The sequence below is a fragment of the Hyphococcus lacteus genome (assembly GCF_041058985.1).
Classification (GTDB): domain Bacteria; phylum Pseudomonadota; class Alphaproteobacteria; order Caulobacterales; family Parvularculaceae; genus Hyphococcus; species Hyphococcus lacteus.
Genome location: NZ_JBEHZE010000001.1, coordinates 2,432,589 through 2,448,686, shown reverse-complemented (window position 1 = coordinate 2,448,686; position 16,098 = coordinate 2,432,589). Strand labels below are relative to the sequence as shown.

Below are 16,098 nucleotides of genomic sequence, written 5' to 3'. Positions count from 1 at the left end.
ACGCAAAGGGACCCGACCCCATAAATGCTTGTGATATAGGTCTGAGTGCCGCTTTATCGCTGCCAGTGGACATTCGGAGGACAACAGCTAATCAGTTCGCTCCCCCAATGAGGCTTGTAGTTGTTGTACAACCCTACAGTGTAATTATGCAGTATAGCTTGCATTTCATTGTTTTTCTCTTTGATTGGGATATAATTCGTTCAAAGGAATACTTGGGGGGATTATCGTGAAGACAGGCATTTATGCTATTTGTTTATTCTTAGTATCGTGTTTCGCTTCGTCGCAGGCTGCGGTGCTTACTGTGACGGGTCGAGATGTTGGAAACGATGTGGTGTTTACCGTCAGCGGTAATTTTGACACTACAGGTCTGTCTCCTACGGCTGGACCCGGAGTGCGCCTTACCGGCGTAACAGGTGCGGTCGATCCCAATCAAATCGGTCATTTTGATACAACCATTGAGTATGGGGCATTATATTTTGCCGTAACCGAATCTTCTCCCGGTTTTTCCAGTGTTGATACATATTACGACACGACTGCGACGCTTCCGAGCCTTGGGCCCCTGAGTGTCTTTAGTTTTGCAGATATTTTTTCCGGCGACGCGTTCGGTATTGGTCGTACCGAAGGAACGGACAACGGCAATCCTTACAGCGAGCCGGGGATTAGCGTCCCAGTTGGATATGTTTCGCTGGATGCTATTTTTGCTGAAATGATATTTTTGAGCACCACGCTTGCAGCCATGGGATTTGAGGAAGGCTATTACAGTTTTATATTTGGAAACAATGTTATTAACATCGACCTGACCAACACCACAGTGCCATTGCCTGCTGCCGCGCCGTTATTTTTGATTGGATTAATGGGCGTTGGGGCTATGAGGCGAAAGAAAAAAGTCGCTTTTTAGGAGAAGCGGTGACTCAATTTAACTGGCGAAGACTGTGCAGTGTTTAGATGCTTTATCATCTGTAATTCCAGTTCGCGCAGATTAGATGGGCTTGTTATCTTGAAAAACAGTTCTCATTAAATTCCGAAAATAAGATGTCCTGAAAACTGGTGCTGCCGGAGAGATTCGAACTCTCGGCCTCTCCCTTACCAAGGGAGTGCTCTACCCCTGAGCTACGGCAGCGATTCTGAACGGTGACATCCAGAAAGAGGCGGCGGTATAGCGCGTGGCGTTCGGCTTGGGAAGCACCTCACGGAAAAAACCGGGCGTTATCCCGGCACCCCAAAAAGCGATAGAATTTTGGGGCCGACGCGCCGAGGTTTGCGGGTTTTTGCATCGATAAGGCACCAATCGGTGAGGACTTTTGCGGAAAACCGTGAATTGCCCGGTTTGCGTATATCCACGTGCCGTTGAAATCGCGGTCCCGCAGCGCGCCCAAGCCAGGTCCTGATTTCGACGGCCTCACCGGCCAATACTTGCTCGCGATAGTCAATTTCGTGGCGAAGCGCGACCCAAACCATTTGGTCACGTAGGGCGACTTCGGTCACAGTGCTCCAATGGGCGACTGCGATGTCTTGCGCCCAAACGAGATAAACAGCGTTATTTACATGGCCTAGCTCATCAATGTCGCTGTCTTTGGCGACACGGGTCATGAGAGGCGCCGTTTCAAAGGACTGTGCGCCGGTTAAATTTCCGCTCAGAATGTGGTCTTTCGTCATTCTATTGGGTTTACGGCATCGCGCTGGTACGGGAAAGCAGTGATATCATCGCAGATTGAATATCCCGTCAGTGCTTGACGGCAGGCGCGGCAGGGCTTTTAGTCCGCCGCCAAACCCGAACAGGTCAGAACATGCAACAAAGAGTTGTTTCAATTGGATAAGAAGCAGGAAAATCTCCAAGATAGTCAGGAGTCCGTCAAGAAAAAGCCGGCTTCGGTCAACAAAGACAAGCATGAAAAGCGCGAGGCCCGTCTGGCCGCTGCGCTGCGAGCAAATCTGCGCCGACGCAAAGCGGGTCCTGGCGACACCGACAAAAAGGAAGATTAATGGATAAGCTGGCGATCATCGGTGGCCGACCGCTCTATGGGGATATTCCCATCAGTGGCGCTAAAAATTCTGCGCTCAAAGTTATGGCGGCAGCGCTTTTGAGCGACGAACCGCTAACACTTTACAATGTTCCGCGCCTTGCGGATGTTGATATGTTGCTGCGGCTACTAGAACAGCACGGAACGGCGAGCAGTTTTGAAGGCTCAACACTCCGGCTGCATGCCAAAGATATTACCTCTACCGAAGCGCCTTACGACCTCGTCCGCAAAATGCGCGCAAGCTTTAATGTGCTCGGTCCACTGCTGGCCCGCGAGCGTAAAGCAAAAGTCTCCTTGCCGGGCGGATGCGCAATCGGCGCGCGCCCAGTTGACCTTCATCTAAAAGCGCTCACGGCAATGGGAGCAAAAATCGAACTTGATGAAGGTTATGTCTTCGCCGAAGCCCCTGAGGGGTTAAAGGGCGCAGATATTGCCTTTCCGTTTGTCTCCGTTGGCGCAACCGAACATGCGATGCTGGCGGCTGTACGGGCGACTGGCACGACCACGATCGAAAACGCCGCGCGAGAGCCGGAGATTACGGACCTTGCTGAATGCCTCAATGCGATGGGCGGCAAGGTCATGGGCTCAGGGACATCTACGATAACAGTTGAGGGCGTTGCGCATCTTCATGCTGCGGAACATCAAGTCTTGCCGGATCGGATTGAAACCGGCGCTTACATTATGGCAGTCGCTGCAACGGGTGGTGAGCTAGAACTTAAAGGTGCACGGGCTGATCTATTAGGTGCAGCTTGGGCCGTATTGGAAGAGGTTGGAATTAACCTCGAAGAAATCGATGGCGGATTGCGGGTGAAACGGCTCGGTGACCGTTGCACGGCCACTGATATTGTGACGCAGCCATTCCCGGGTTTTCCTACTGACCTGCAAGCCCAGTTTATGGCGTTGATGACAATGGCTGACGGTGTTTCAACGATAAAAGAAACTATTTTTGAAAACCGCTTCATGCACGCGCCGGAATTGGGGCGCATGGGCGCAAAAATAGCGGTAGACGGACAAACAGCGACTGTTCGCGGCGTGGCTCGGTTAAAAGGTGCACCAGTAATGGCGACCGACCTTCGTGCTTCGATGTCGCTTGTCATTGCCGGGCTTGCGGCTGAAGGACAAACGATGGTCAATCGTGTTTACCATCTCGATCGCGGCTTTGAACGATTAGAAGAAAAACTTCAGGCCTGCGGTGCGCTCATCGAGCGCGTAAAAGAATAGGAGAGGGCATTGGCCTCGCTGAAAGACTATAAACCGTTACGGCTTATGGCTGCTGATTCCAAAGATTTGGAAGTGGTCTCCGCCTGTTTGCAAGATGCCGTGGCAAAGCTTGGTGACTTTAGCTACCAGCCAGAACATCGTCGGTTTGCCTTTGTGGCCAACCGTTTTCTTTGGGAATGCTTCGGAAAAAGCAAGATCGGTCCGTTCGCACGGGTGCGGGCTGGGATCCATTTTGAAGACGTCATTTCAGCGCAATTCTCGCGTCTTCGTACCGATGCCAAAGATGCTGTTGTTGAGCTTTTGTCTATCCGGTTCGAGGAAAAAGAAGACGGCACGGGAACCGTGACTTTCGATTTTTCTGGTGGTGGGGCATTGCGGTTAGAGGTCGAAAGCATCAATTGCTTTATGTCCGATATTTCTGACCCTTGGCGAACCCGCGCCAAACCAACGCATAAAGAGTAGTTAAAATGGTTTTGCGTCTCGATAGTCATTCAGCCGATTTTTATATGGCTTTCGATCAGTTCATTATGAAAGACCGCGATGGCGGCGCAGACATTAGCGCTGTCGTTGAGGGGGTCATTCGAGAAATACGCGAAAATGGCATGAGTGCTTTGGCATCATTCACGCAAAAATTCGATGGGTTCATGCTCACTGAACAAAACCTTTGTGTTACAAATGATGAAATCGACGAAGCTGAAAAACAATGCGCAAAGAGAGATCTTGAGGCATTGGACTTTTCCGCCAACCGTATCCGCAACTATCATGTCAGACAGCTGCCTAAAGACGAGCGGTACACTGATGATCAGGGCGTAACTCTTGGTTGGCGATGGAACGCCGTCGATGCAGCTGGGCTTTATGCCCCCGGCGGACGAGCGGCGTATCCATCGAGTGTATTGATGAATGCCATCCCTGCGCAGGTCGCCGGCGTAAAGCGTTTAGCGCTCGTCACACCAGCACCGAATGGTGAGATGAATCCGCTCGTATTGGCCGCTGCAAAACGTGCGGGAGTAACCGAAGTCTATCGTGTTGGCGGAGCACAGGCTGTTGCTGCGCTTGCTTATGGCGCAGGTCCGATTTTGCCGGTTGATGTCATCGTTGGGCCGGGCAATGCCTATGTTGCCGAGGCAAAACGTCAGGTTTTCGGGAAAGTGGGTATTGATAGCATTGCGGGGCCATCAGAAATTCTGGTCGTTGCTGACGCTAAAAACGACCCTGACTGGATCGCCGCCGATTTGCTTTCCCAAGCAGAACACGACCCGTCATCACAGAGTATACTGATTACAGATGACGCGTCATTCGCCGAAGAAGTCGAGCGGGCGGTAAACACTCAGATAAACGAAAGCAGCCGTAAAGAAATTACTGCGTCCGCATGGAATGACAATTCAGCGATCATTATCGTGCAATCACTATCTGATGCGCCCGCCATTATTGATCGCATTGCGCCAGAGCACCTGGAGCTTGCCGTTGAAGATCCTGAATCAATGCTCACGAAGATCCGTCACGCTGGCGCTATATTTTTAGGCCGCTACACGCCCGAAGCGGTAGGCGACTATGTGGCCGGCCCTGACCATGTTCTGCCTACGGTTCATTCAGCAAGATATGCATCAGGGTTGTCGGTTCTAGATTTCATGAAACGGACATCACTTATCGGATGTGACGCGACGGCTCTTGCGAATATCGGTCCAGCGGCGGCCACTTTAGCCGACGCTGAGGGGCTTCCAAGCCACGCTAAATCGGTACGCATACGACTTAAATAACCTCAAGCGGGGAAGGCAAATTCTTCTCCGCTTTCTTTCCACGTTGGGTATTTTTTCATCACCGATAGAAAAATATCCGATTCCATAAGTCTTTTTAGCCAAACTTGCACTTTTGGAATATCGCTTTGATCGAACCATTCCATATCGGCAATACGGAACTGACGCACAAACGGAAAGATCGCCATGTCGGCAAGCCCACGTGATTGTCCTGCTAAGTATGGACTGGCGGCTAAACGTTTCTCAAGCTTGTGCAAAAATTCCATGCCCTTGGAACGATGTTCTTCCGCATCAGCATCCTCGTAGCGCGTAGAATATTTATAACGGTCTAAGTGATGTTTGAATGGGCCGTCATTTTCCTCGATCAGGGAAAGGTCCGCATTTTGTAGCCACGCCTCGGGATCGTTGCGCCCCAAGGCCCAACGCATAACGGCTAGGCTCTCATCCACGATCTCGTCACCATTAACCAAAACCGGTACTGTGGCCTTTGGGGAGGCTTCGATCATTTCATCTGGTTTGTCGCGCAAGACAATCTCGCGAAGCTGAACGTGCTCGCCGCTTATGGCTATGGCCATGCGGGCGCGCATCGCATAAGGACAACGGCGGAACGAATATAAGATCGGTGAAGACATTATCCCTCCGATTTTGCTTTAGGCATTCCTATATGGGTTTCACCACGGGCTTTTGCCAGTTCAACCTGCTTTTGGCGCTCAGCAAAGTTACGTTTTTGCTCTTCGGTCAGCCTGTCGTGGCAATTAGGGCAGGAGATTCCGGCCCGATAATGCACTGATTTTTTGTCGTCCTCGGTGATTGGCTGACGGCAGGCATGACACATATCATACGTGCCGGGTGCCAAGTCATGGCCAACAGATACGCGATTATCGAAAACAAAACACTCACCATTCCAGCGGCTTTTCTCTTCGGGTATCGTTTCCAGATATTTCAGTATGCCGCCCTTTAGGTGGACCACATCTTCAACGCCTTCGGATCGGAGAAACGCCGTTGATTTTTCGCAACGTATGCCGCCAGTACAAAACATAGCAACTTTTTTGAATTCGTTTTCTTTGCGAAATTTTCGAAACCATTCTGGAAAATCACGGAACGATTTTGTCTCCGGATTTATCGCACCGTCAAAGGTACCGATACTGACCTCGTAGTCATTGCGCGTGTCAATAACAATGGTGTCAGGATCAGAAATGACATTATTCCAATCATGCGGTTCGACATAAAGTTCGTGACTTTTTTCAGGTGCGATATCACCAACCCCTAGGGTTACGATTTCTTTTTTGAGCCGAACCTTCATCCGCAGAAATGGGTTTTCGTCTGTATAAGACTCTTTCCAATCAAGTCCTGCACAGCCCGGCAGGGTTTTGATGTGGGCAAGCACACGGTCAATTCCAGCGCGAGAACCAGCGATTGTTCCGTTTACGCCCTCAGATGCGAGCAAGATCGTCCCACGGACATCGGCATCAACGGCCACGTCATGCAACGGGGCTTGATGTGCCTTGAAGTCAGGCAGGGCGGCAAATTTGTAAAAAGCGGCAACAACTATATTCGACATGGGTGGCGTCATACGCGAGCAATCGATTAGGCTCAACTAGAACCCGTAAATCAGTGATGCTTTTGCGATGGTGTCCGTGTTTTTGCGGCCCAATGGCGGGTCTGTCTCATAGCGATATTCAAATGATAAACCTGTCGAAATGTCGCCCCATAGCTGGGTTGTCAGTGACGACACTGATTGGAGGGTGGTGGTGGGCGATGTCCACGTGACGGTAACATCTTGTTCGAATTTAACACCTTCTCGGATCAGCCATTCAATTTCGTTTGAGGCATAAACGGCAAAGGATTCGTCAACTTCGCTGGTTTCGTCGATTGGCGAATACCGATAACCGGGGCCGCCTTCGGCTTTCCAGCTAAATGCTTCAGATTTGGCAAAATAATGTCCAATACCAAGGCCGGTAAAAAGACGGTAGTCAAACCCGGAGAACTCATCTTCATCGAATGAAACGCGACCAAAGGCATAACTCCGGTCACTAAAGTTGTAATCTAGCTGATAGGCAGCGCCCCAACGCTTTTGGTTGGTCACACCATTGGATTCACCGAGATCGAAATATCCTTTGAGATTGTGTGTCAGTTTTTTGGTGCCGCGTTCCGCCTCTATTGCGATACCGACAGCGGCATTTTCGGAATTCCCGGTGGAGAGCAGGCCCGATGCCTGAATTTTACCATCCCACGGCGAAACGGCGAATAATCCACGTGCAGGCACTGTCTTTGGAGATGCATTTTTGGTGTCTTTTGGCGGAGGTGGCGGTGCTAGAGCAGCGACCTTTTCGCCCGATTGTGCCTCTATCTGGTTCGCATAGTCGGGAAAAACTGCTTTTACTGCCTTGGTAACGGCCAAAATTTCGTCGGAAGACTGGGTCTTATAGGCTTCATCCAGCAGGGCCTGTGCGATGTCCGGTATCGTCTGGACTTCTTGTGATAAAACAGGCGTAGCGGTCATCAAAAGTGGGGCAGCTAGAAATGCAGGCAAAAGCTTTGGCATCAGAACGGTCTCGTTACTTGGGGATTACGGCAATAAAGATGGCGCGAATCGCATGCTTCTTTATTTAACGCAAGTTGATGATTGTCCACGTGACTGTACCGCCGCAGCCCGCTAAGAAAGATAAATAACCGAGTCGGAGCGGGGATGACTGTCGACGAGAATAATTCTGCACGTTTTCACATCGTCAAGATTGAACTTGACGAGCGCTCACTCGCGCCAGCAACCGCTGATATCGAGCATGAGCGTAAGGTGGCTGTGTATGATTTGCTTGAAGAAAACTATTTTCATCCAATCGGCGCGGAAGATGGCCCGTTCGAGCTTTATTTATCGAATGTAGAGCGTCGTCTGGTTTTTGATGTACGTCTGGCTGGGGGGGACGCGTTAGGGCAGGTTCATCTGTCCATGACTCCGTTCCGTCGTATCATTAAAGACTATTTTATGTTGTGCGAAAGTTATTACGATGCGATCCGCACGGCAGCGCCATCACAGATCGAAACCATCGATATGGCGCGTCGCGGAATGCATAATGAGGGGTCGGACATTCTCCAAGAACGCCTCAAAGATAAAATTGAATTAGATGAAAATACTGCACGGCGATTATTTACGCTAATATGCAGTTTCCATATGCGGTGAGACAAAAATGACAAAAAATGTGCTCTTTGCATGCAATATGAATTCTGTGCGCTCGCCGATGGCCGCCGCATTATTACGACTTAACACCAAAGACGGTGTCAAAGTTGATTCTGCCGGGATTTATGAGGGCGGGCTTGATCCGTTTGTCGAAATCGTAATGAACGAACTTGGCGTAGCAATGCATGGCCACGAACCTAAAACACTTGATGACGTTGATTTAACAAGTTTTGATGTTGTGATCGCATTGACGCCAGAAGCAGCCGTTGAGGCCCGCAAAAAACTACCGCGTGCATCAATCGAGTTCTGGGACATTGAAAACCCTTCCGAAGAACGTGGTGGCCGCGACGCAATCGTCGCATCTTATAAAAGGGTGCGGGACACCCTTAAGGCAAAAATCGCTCGCCGGTTTTCTTCCGACACCGAAAAGTCTTGATTTTCGCTTTTTCAGGAACCAAAGTTCGGCCCAAATTTAACGCAGCAGGGCTGCGGGTTAGGGGACTATCAAGGTCGATACATCCATGGCAAAGGAAGAATTGCTAGAGTTCGAAGGGGTGGTAGAGGAACTCCTTCCTAATGCGACTTTTCGTGTGAAGCTCGAAAATGACCATACAATCATCGCGCATACTGCCGGGAAAATGCGCAAGAACCGAATACGTGTTCTCGTGGGTGATAAAGTTCTAGTCGAAATGACGCCGTACGACCTAAACAAAGGCCGTATTTCTTACCGTTTTAAATAGACAGAAAATATAATGCCGCATACGCCACTTATCCTCGCCAGTTCCAGTCCGAGGCGCAAGGCACTTTTAGCGCAGATCGGAATTATTCCTGATCGGATTATTCCTGCCGATATTGACGAAACGGAACAACACGGTGAGCTTGCGCATCATTATGTTGAACGCCTCGCAAAAGAAAAGGCATTGAAAGTAGCCGAGGCAAACAGCGGGGTGTTTGTACTTGGATCTGATACGGCTGTTGCATGTGGTCGCCGAATTTTACCTAAGTCCGAGGACGAACAAACTGCGCGAGATTGTTTAAATCTTATTTCCGGCCGTTCACACCGCGTTTATTCCGGTGTCGCTTTAGTGAAACCCGACGGAACAGTACAAAGCCGGATTGTTGAAACGCGGGTGAAGGTTCGGGTGTTAGATTCTCACGCGATCGATGAGTATATTCAGAGCAAAGAGTGGGATGGCAAAGCCGGCGGCTATGCTATTCAGGGATTATTCTCAAAGCATATTGTTATGATCACCGGATCACATTCGAACGTAGTCGGGTTACCTTTATTTGAAACGGCCAACCTGCTCGACGGCGTAGGGGCAGGAAAGTGAATAGACGATTGATCATTGAGTGTGGCGTTGCCGAAACGCGCGCGGCGCTAATCATTAATGGTCAACTGTTCAAGCTTTGGTTCGGCCCGGCACGCGGGGACGAACACCGCTATACTGAGCCACGAGAAAGCCACCGCTTTGTTGGTAAGGTTACGCGCATTGATGTCGGGTTGAATGCAGTATTTGTAAACCTCGGTAATAATGTTTCGGGGTTCTTGCCCCTAAAGCCACGCTATCAAAAAGAGTGTAATGAAGGCGCAAGCATCATAGTTGATGTAAAGGCTCCGTCACGCCAGGGAAAAGGCGCTGAACTACGTTTTGTTCAGACCGATACAGATAAATCACAGCTTGGCCGAATTGCACCATTTGATGATCCACTTTTAGAAGTGGTCACAGCGATAGGCGATGTTGATAACATCGTTGTAAATGATGGCCGTGCAGCGCAGGCACTCGATTCTGCGGGTTATAAAAATGTTCAACATCATAGCGGGACAGAAAACCTGTTCGATACCGAGCATGTTTCCGCTGGACTGGACGGTATTTTTGACCGTTTTGTTTCACTGCCGCAGGGCGGGGTAGTTATAATTGATGAAACACAAGCGCTGACCGCCATTGACGTAGATACAGGTTCATTAGTGGCGTCATCTTCATCTCGGCTGAAAGAGCGCACTGCATTTGCTGCGGCAGATGTAATTTTCCAACAGATCAGTATTAGGAATATTAGTGGGCATGTGGTGATCGACTTTCCGTCATTAAGTAGCGATGTCGTTCGGTCGAAGTTTCTGAAGCACCTCAAATCCCAAACGGATTGGTTACCCGGCCTGAAACAGGCGAGCTTTTCAAAATCGGGACTTTATAGTTTTACTCTACCGAGGCGCGGCCTTTCGTTGCTGGAGCAATTCACCGAAGCATCCCCGGCATCCCCGATTGCGGGGCGACCTTTTGCCATTGAATATGCGACAAAAATTGCAATCCGCACTTTAGAGAACACGCTTCGGTCTAACCCAAGTCAGACTATTACGCTGGATGTTGGGCGGTTGATTTTTGACTATCTCACAGGTTACCCCGAATGGGCTTCCCGATTACGCGACCGTTATGGTCCGCGCTTTGAAATCACCACGAGCGGGAAATGCGAGGAGCGAAGTTTTGAGTGCAGCGAGCAACGATAATTCAGTTAAATGCCCAATTTGTCAGGCCGCCAGAGTGCCGGAATACGCACCATTTTGCTCAAAACGGTGCGCGGATGTCGATTTGCATCGCTGGTTAACCGGCAGTTATGCGATTCCCGCCCAAGAAGATGACACTGAGGGCGTAGGAGATGACGAGGCTTTTTGACGTCCTGTAGACAATTTTAGGCACTTGTGAAATTGTAACATTTGTGGATATACCCTAGGTTTGCACCAAATAACCCGCTTGCAGGAAGCGATATGTCGGATAATGGATCGACATTCTGGAAAACACGATGGACGGCGCTGCTAATTGCAGTTGTCACCGCATTCGTATTTTCACAGATCCTGACAGCGGTACACGCATCAAAATATGGCGATGATCCTCACAAACACGACGGCCAAGTTTGTGTACTTTCGTTAGCTACGCACAGCGCTGATAAAGTTATACCGACATCCGCTTTTGTTTTCGTAATTGCACTTACGATTTGGCGCGCAGCCGATCAAATTACCCAAACCGAACGTGCATTAGTCGCCATTCGTGCGGCCAGACCACGCGGCCCACCTGCCCAATAACAATCCAATTCTCTTTTTGATTGTTACGCCAACGCTATGAAGCGTGTTTGGCTTTTTGGGAGCTATCTCTGTGAAACGTAATCTACTTGCGACGACAGCATGCTTAACGGCATGTACTACTTTTTTGTTCAACACTAACGCATTTGCACAAACTAATGGGGGCGAGAATAGCCGCGATGACGATGAAATCATTGTCACCGGAACGCCGATTGCGCACCCAGAACATGAGTCAATTATCGCTGCATCCGTTCTGACCGAGGCAGATCTGGCCTCACGAGGGGAAGCGTCTATCGGCGAACTCATTCGCCGCGAGCCGGGTGTATCATCGAGTTTCTTTGGACCCGCAGCTAGTCGACCAATTATCCGCGGCCTCGGGGGGGACCGTGTCAGCGTTCTTGACGCTGGTATTGGATCAATAGATGCATCATCGGTGAGTGATGATCACGCCGTTGCTGTTGAGCCTGCAACCGCAGAAAGAATTGAAATTGTTCGCGGTGCCGCTGCTTTATTCTTTGGAAGCTCCGCCGCTGGTGGCGTGGTCAATGTTTTCGATGGCCGTATACCGAGTGAAGTACCTGAAGACGGGATCGATGGCGCTCTTCGCACCAGCTATGGAACCGTAGATGACTCTATCGAAGCTGCTGGCGGCTTTGACGTCTTACTCGGAAAGTTTGGCGATACCGCGCTGGTGTTCCATGGTGACGGTTTTTATCGAAAAACTGAAGATTATAGCATTCCGGGCTTTGCAGAATCCGAGGCATTTCGCGCATTGGAAGAAGCAGAACACGACGATCATGACGATGAACATGATCATGAAGACGAGGCGCATCACGATCACGATGAACATGAAGAAGAAGAGGCATTCGGCGTCGTCGATAATTCGTCCATTGTAACAAAAGGTGGGTCCGTTGGTGCATCTTTGATTTTCGACGATGGCTTTTTCGGAATTTCGGGCAAAACCACAAAGTCCAATTATGGTATTCCAGGTGGTGGCCATCATCATGAGGAAGAGCATGAAGACGACGACCATGATGATGATCATGGCGATGAAGAGCACGAACATGAACACGCGCATGGCGAAGAAGATGTGCGTATCGCACTCGAGCAACAACGCTTTGATGTTCGGGGTGAGCTAAACAAACCGTTCTTTATCGTCGATACAACAAAAGTCCGTTTCGGATATGCCGACTATGTTCACCGTGAACTCGAGGGCGACGAAATCGGAACAGAGTTCAACAATACGGGGTATCAAGCCCGTGTTGAGTTTTTGGAAAAAGAGTTTGGCAATTTCCGGGGCGCAACTGGCTTTCAGTACAAGCACCGTAATTTTGACGCCGTTGGTGCTGAAGCGTTTACGCCACCAAACATTACCAATCAATTTGGGATCTTTACTGTACGTGAATACGAAACTGGCCCGCTTCATCTGCAGGTCGCTGGACGGTATGAACACACTTCCACAAAAGCCGAGACCGTCGGTCTTGACCGTACGTTCGATGCATTGAGTGTTTCTGCTGGGATCGGGTTTGAACCAAATGACAATTTGTTCTTTGGTATAAATGGGCTTCGTACGGAACGGGCACCAGCACCAGAGGAGCTTTTCTCAGATGGTGCACACCTTGCGACAAACGCCTATGAGGTTGGTAATTCTGATCTAGGTATTGAAACTGCCACGGGCGTGGAGTCTACAGTACACGGTGAATTGGGCAGAGTTTCCGTCACGATAAACGGGTTCTACACGAGTTATGATGATTTCGTTGCTCTCATCGCAACTGGAGCCGAAGAAGATGAATTACCTGTCTTTGAATTCACAGCACGTGATGCAGTCTTCAAAGGGTTCGAATCTCAGATCGAAGCGGATCTTTTCACAATCGGCGGTTTTGATGTCTCATCATCAGCGCAGGTAGATTATGTACGTGCTAAGTTCAAAAATGATGGCGGCGACGTTCCGCGTATCCCGCCATTGCGTTCAATTTTAGGTCTGGAAGCAAATTCTGATTATGTAGACCTTCGGGGCGAAGTCGAACTCGCGGCAAAGCAAAATCGTATTTCTGCGGCAGAACTGCCGACCGACGGGTACTCGCTTGTGAATTTTGCGATGACATGGCGACCAGGTGGGGAAGGACACGGACTATCGGTTCAGCTTCGCGCCGATAACGTAACCAACGAAGAGGCGCGTCTACACACGTCGTTTCTTAAAGACGTTGCAACGCTACCGGGCCGGAACTTTAAAATTTCGCTGCGCGGTGCATTCTAGTAACGGCTAGCATTCAGATAAAAAGTGCCCGCCATTTTGTGGCGGGCACTTTTCGTCGGTGCAATATATTAAAGTGCGTCCGTTGCTGGTGGTTTGGTCAGGCTGGCGAATTGCTGACGTTCACTCTCGTTAAGTTTTTCGTCCTTGTCAGCGTCAGCTTCGTCAAATTGTGCGATACGGGTTTCAACCATTTCGGTTTCCGAAATCACCTCATCACCTTTACTGATTTCAGCGAATGCCTGATCGGCCGTAACCTCAGCTTTCGGTGCTTTGGCAACTTCTCCAGCCTCAGCCATCTCGTCAGTTGGTGTCAGGGCTGGGTCGTTTATCGGTGTGTGAACCGACGCATAAGCAAGGAATTCGGATTTATCAATTTTGCCGTCAGCATTAAGGTCAGCTTGAATAAATTCTGACTCTGCGAAAAGCTTTGCCTCATCACGTGTCTGGACTTGTGAAGCGTCAACAATGCTTGCTTCGGTCGTGGTTTGCGCCTCGGTTGTGGGTGTTTCTTGGGCGCAAGCGCTCGCAGAAAGTACGGCAATCGCGGAAGCGCCGATCAGTGTTGAACGTAACATGGGTGTGCTCCTTGTTTCTTACTTCATCACAAAGCGCTAATGCGCCGTGCAATGATTAAGTTAGGTGCTGTTCGTCGAAATGGTAGTTAAGCCTGTGTCATGACTTATGAGTCATGACACAAAATTTACTTTTCCAAAGTGGAACTTTTTACACTCAAAGGTCTGTTCGGCGATACTGACCTTCACGAGCAAACATCTCGCGCAAATTAACCGATGAAGATTTCCCGATCTGATCAAAGTTCTCGGAGAGCCAAGCATCCGCAATGGCACGACCTTTTTCTTTCAGGCCAGAAAGAAATGTCCAGTCTGTTCGAAATTTTGTGGAAATATCATATTCCATTAGCGCTTGATCAGAACGAATTGAATGAACGCGAATGTTACGTAGGCGATCGCGATATTCATCTTTGATCCAACCATCGTCCAGAAGCTTTTGAACAAAATTAATGGCGCGAAGCTCGCGGAGTAATGATGAGTTAAAGCTGATCTCATTGACCCGGTTGGTGATTTCTGTGGGCGTCGTGGGAACGTCCTCTCTCTCGATCGGATTGACATGAACGATGACGATGTCCGAAGTTCCGGCTTCATAAAAGAATGGGAAAAGAACTGGGTTTCCCATATAACCGCCATCCCAATAATGCTCGCCTTCGATTTCAACAGCCTTAAATAGGAAAGGCAGACACGTCGATGCGCTAACGACATCAATCGACATATCACCGGTTTCAAATACATGAACTCGGCCACTGCGCACGTTGGTGGCGGCGACAAAAAGCTTTGTTCTGACGCAATTACGCAAGCTTTCGAAATCGATACAGGACGATAGAATGTCCCTAAGCGGATTAATATCAAACGGATTGAATTGATACGGCGATAGTGCGCGGGTCACGGTCTCAAACATTTGATATGAAAATGCATTGACGAGATCTGTCGCGCCCATTGCGAGCGGAAACGGATTGGCCTTGACGGGGCTATAGCATTCCCCAGCGTCGCTTATTCGTTTCCAAAGGTTGTCCAATGTCTCGCGTGCGCCTTCGCAACCGCCCTGATGGAGACCATAGGCGAGCGCTGTAGCATTCACCGCGCCGGCACTAGAGCCAGAAATCGAGTCTATCTCAATCCTGTCATCTTCGAGCAACCGATCCGCAACGCCCCAAGTGACGGCACCGTGAGAACCGCCACCTTGAAACGCTAGGTTTATTTTTTTGGGTTTCGGCATCAATGCGCAACCCAACCGCCGTCGATTTGGTGCGCAGCGCCCGTGATTTGCGCGGCATTATCGGAACAGAGAAATACAGCGAGTGCGCCGACTTGTTCTGTAGTGACAAATTGTTTCGTGGGTTGGGCTTCCAATATAACTTTTTGAACTACCTCTTCTTCAGTCATATTACGAGCTTTTGCAGTGTCGGGGATCTGCTTTTCTACCAATGGCGTTTTCACATAGCCGGGGCATATTGCATTGCAGGTCACACCAAATTCGGCACCCTCGAGCGCAACAGTCTTTGTTAATCCAACAATTCCGTGTTTTGCGGCAACATATGCGCTCTTAAAGGGGGAGGCGACTAATCCGTGTGCGGATGCCACATTGATAATTCGACCAAACCCACGCTTTTTCATACCGGCAAACACAGCTTTGGTGGTATGGAAAGCTGAGGAAAGGTTGATCGCAATAATGGCGTCCCATTTTTCGGCGGGGAATTCTTCGATTGGCGACACGAACTGAATGCCCGCATTGTTCACAAGAACATCAATTTGACCAAAAGCCACCTCGGCCTCTTTGATTAGGTCATCAATTTGGTCCGGCTTGGTCATATCCGCGCCGTTATACCGAACATCTACATTGTACTTTTCGGCAAGGCCCGTGCGTGTCTTTTCGATTTCATCAGCATCACCAAATCCATTGAGCATGACGTTCCAGCCCTCAGCGGCAAAGGCGTTCGCAATCCCGAGGCCAATACCCGATGTGGAGCCAGTGATGACGGCATTCAGAGAAGTTGTCATTTTATCGTCCTTCTGAGTTGATTGAGCTTA

At 49.6% G+C, this 16,098-nt stretch carries 20 protein-coding genes and 1 tRNA gene; 13 read left to right on the top strand and 8 right to left on the bottom strand.

From position 1 onward, the window contains the following. Window positions 1-226 precede the first annotated feature (226 nt). Window positions 227-898 (top strand): VPLPA-CTERM sorting domain-containing protein, encoded by a 672-nt coding sequence (locus ABFZ84_RS11675; RefSeq protein WP_369314191.1) that lies wholly within the window; start codon window positions 227-229, stop codon window positions 896-898. 147 nt (window positions 899-1,045) lie between these two features. Here the strand turns inward: ABFZ84_RS11675 and ABFZ84_RS11670 are convergent. Continuing rightward, window positions 1,046-1,120, bottom strand: a tRNA-Thr gene (locus tag ABFZ84_RS11670). Between the two features lie 86 nt (window positions 1,121-1,206). After that, on the bottom strand, window positions 1,207-1,590 hold the full coding sequence (locus ABFZ84_RS11665; protein ID WP_369314190.1) for an acyl-CoA thioesterase: 384 nt from the start codon (window positions 1,588-1,590) through the stop codon (window positions 1,207-1,209). A gap of 219 nt (window positions 1,591-1,809) precedes the next feature. Between ABFZ84_RS11665 and ABFZ84_RS11660 the strand changes: the two genes are divergently transcribed. The 4 genes from ABFZ84_RS11660 to hisD are packed head-to-tail and all read left to right on the top strand — an operon-like array spanning window position 1,810 to window position 4,999. Continuing rightward, the gene (locus ABFZ84_RS11660) at window positions 1,810-1,983 is read left to right on the top strand and encodes a hypothetical protein (protein WP_369314189.1); all 174 of its coding nucleotides are present in this window, start codon (window positions 1,810-1,812) and stop codon (window positions 1,981-1,983) included. Next, window positions 1,983-3,242 (top strand): UDP-N-acetylglucosamine 1-carboxyvinyltransferase, encoded by a 1,260-nt coding sequence (gene murA / locus ABFZ84_RS11655; RefSeq protein WP_369314188.1) that lies wholly within the window; start codon window positions 1,983-1,985, stop codon window positions 3,240-3,242. Before ABFZ84_RS11660 ends, murA begins: the two co-directional genes overlap by 1 nt. Before the next feature lie 9 nt (window positions 3,243-3,251). Beyond that, window positions 3,252-3,704, top strand: coding sequence for a DUF2948 family protein (locus tag ABFZ84_RS11650; protein ID WP_369314187.1), 453 nt, complete (start codon window positions 3,252-3,254; stop codon window positions 3,702-3,704). Between the two features lie 5 nt (window positions 3,705-3,709). Then, the gene (gene hisD, locus ABFZ84_RS11645) at window positions 3,710-4,999 is read left to right on the top strand and encodes a histidinol dehydrogenase (RefSeq protein WP_369314186.1); all 1,290 of its coding nucleotides are present in this window, start codon (window positions 3,710-3,712) and stop codon (window positions 4,997-4,999) included. A gap of 2 nt (window positions 5,000-5,001) precedes the next feature. On the opposite strand, the gene ABFZ84_RS11640 is transcribed toward hisD, so the two are convergent. Genes ABFZ84_RS11640 through ABFZ84_RS11630 form a run of 3 tightly spaced genes read right to left on the bottom strand, consistent with a single transcriptional unit; the run spans window position 5,002 to window position 7,541 of the window. Next, complete coding sequence (locus tag ABFZ84_RS11640) at window positions 5,002-5,628, bottom strand: glutathione S-transferase (RefSeq protein WP_369314185.1); 627 nt, start codon at window positions 5,626-5,628, stop codon at window positions 5,002-5,004. After that, window positions 5,628-6,557 carry an oxygen-dependent tRNA uridine(34) hydroxylase TrhO gene (gene trhO / locus ABFZ84_RS11635; protein ID WP_369314184.1) on the bottom strand — a complete coding sequence of 310 codons (930 nt, stop codon included), beginning with the start codon at window positions 6,555-6,557 and terminating at the stop codon, window positions 5,628-5,630. The genes ABFZ84_RS11640 and trhO overlap by 1 nt, the downstream gene beginning before the upstream one ends. A gap of 36 nt (window positions 6,558-6,593) precedes the next feature. Next, window positions 6,594-7,541, bottom strand: a complete 948-nt coding sequence (locus ABFZ84_RS11630) for a DUF481 domain-containing protein (RefSeq protein ID WP_369314183.1) — start codon at window positions 7,539-7,541, stop codon at window positions 6,594-6,596. Window positions 7,542-7,685: 144 nt separating this feature from the next. Here ABFZ84_RS11630 and ABFZ84_RS11625 point away from each other — a divergent pair, with 144 nt between their 5' ends. The 8 genes from ABFZ84_RS11625 to ABFZ84_RS11590 all read left to right on the top strand — a co-directional run bounded on the left by ABFZ84_RS11625 (window position 7,686) and on the right by ABFZ84_RS11590 (window position 13,498). Continuing rightward, window positions 7,686-8,174, top strand: coding sequence for a UPF0262 family protein (locus ABFZ84_RS11625; protein ID WP_369314182.1), 489 nt, complete (start codon window positions 7,686-7,688; stop codon window positions 8,172-8,174). Between the two features lie 7 nt (window positions 8,175-8,181). Beyond that, on the top strand, window positions 8,182-8,607 hold the full coding sequence (locus ABFZ84_RS11620; RefSeq protein WP_369314181.1) for an arsenate-mycothiol transferase ArsC: 426 nt from the start codon (window positions 8,182-8,184) through the stop codon (window positions 8,605-8,607). Window positions 8,608-8,692: 85 nt separating this feature from the next. Further along, window positions 8,693-8,911 carry a translation initiation factor IF-1 gene (infA, locus tag ABFZ84_RS11615; protein ID WP_369314180.1) on the top strand — a complete coding sequence of 73 codons (219 nt, stop codon included), beginning with the start codon at window positions 8,693-8,695 and terminating at the stop codon, window positions 8,909-8,911. Window positions 8,912-8,923: 12 nt separating this feature from the next. Then, window positions 8,924-9,502, top strand: coding sequence for a Maf family protein (locus ABFZ84_RS11610; protein WP_369314179.1), 579 nt, complete (start codon window positions 8,924-8,926; stop codon window positions 9,500-9,502). Beyond that, complete coding sequence (locus tag ABFZ84_RS11605) at window positions 9,499-10,671, top strand: ribonuclease E/G (RefSeq protein WP_369314178.1); 1,173 nt, start codon at window positions 9,499-9,501, stop codon at window positions 10,669-10,671. The genes ABFZ84_RS11610 and ABFZ84_RS11605 overlap by 4 nt, the downstream gene beginning before the upstream one ends. Next, on the top strand, window positions 10,598-10,837 hold the full coding sequence (locus tag ABFZ84_RS11600) for a DNA gyrase inhibitor YacG (protein ID WP_369314177.1): 240 nt from the start codon (window positions 10,598-10,600) through the stop codon (window positions 10,835-10,837). Before ABFZ84_RS11605 ends, ABFZ84_RS11600 begins: the two co-directional genes overlap by 74 nt. A 92-nt stretch (window positions 10,838-10,929) precedes the next feature. Continuing rightward, window positions 10,930-11,244: a hypothetical protein gene (locus ABFZ84_RS11595; RefSeq protein ID WP_369314176.1), complete on the top strand. Its 315-nt coding sequence runs from the start codon at window positions 10,930-10,932 to the stop codon at window positions 11,242-11,244. A gap of 70 nt (window positions 11,245-11,314) precedes the next feature. Then, window positions 11,315-13,498, top strand: coding sequence for a TonB-dependent receptor (locus ABFZ84_RS11590; protein ID WP_369314175.1), 2,184 nt, complete (start codon window positions 11,315-11,317; stop codon window positions 13,496-13,498). Between the two features lie 68 nt (window positions 13,499-13,566). Here the strand turns inward: ABFZ84_RS11590 and ABFZ84_RS11585 are convergent, their stop codons facing one another. The 3 genes from ABFZ84_RS11585 to ABFZ84_RS11575 all read right to left on the bottom strand — a co-directional run bounded on the left by ABFZ84_RS11585 (window position 13,567) and on the right by ABFZ84_RS11575 (window position 16,068). After that, window positions 13,567-14,073 carry a hypothetical protein gene (locus ABFZ84_RS11585; RefSeq protein WP_369314174.1) on the bottom strand — a complete coding sequence of 169 codons (507 nt, stop codon included), beginning with the start codon at window positions 14,071-14,073 and terminating at the stop codon, window positions 13,567-13,569. 154 nt (window positions 14,074-14,227) lie between these two features. Next, window positions 14,228-15,286 (bottom strand): patatin-like phospholipase family protein, encoded by a 1,059-nt coding sequence (locus ABFZ84_RS11580; RefSeq protein ID WP_369314173.1) that lies wholly within the window; start codon window positions 15,284-15,286, stop codon window positions 14,228-14,230. After that, on the bottom strand, window positions 15,286-16,068 hold the full coding sequence (locus tag ABFZ84_RS11575) for a 3-hydroxybutyrate dehydrogenase (RefSeq protein ID WP_369314172.1): 783 nt from the start codon (window positions 16,066-16,068) through the stop codon (window positions 15,286-15,288). The genes ABFZ84_RS11580 and ABFZ84_RS11575 overlap by 1 nt, the downstream gene beginning before the upstream one ends. Window positions 16,069-16,098: the final 30 nt, after the last annotated feature.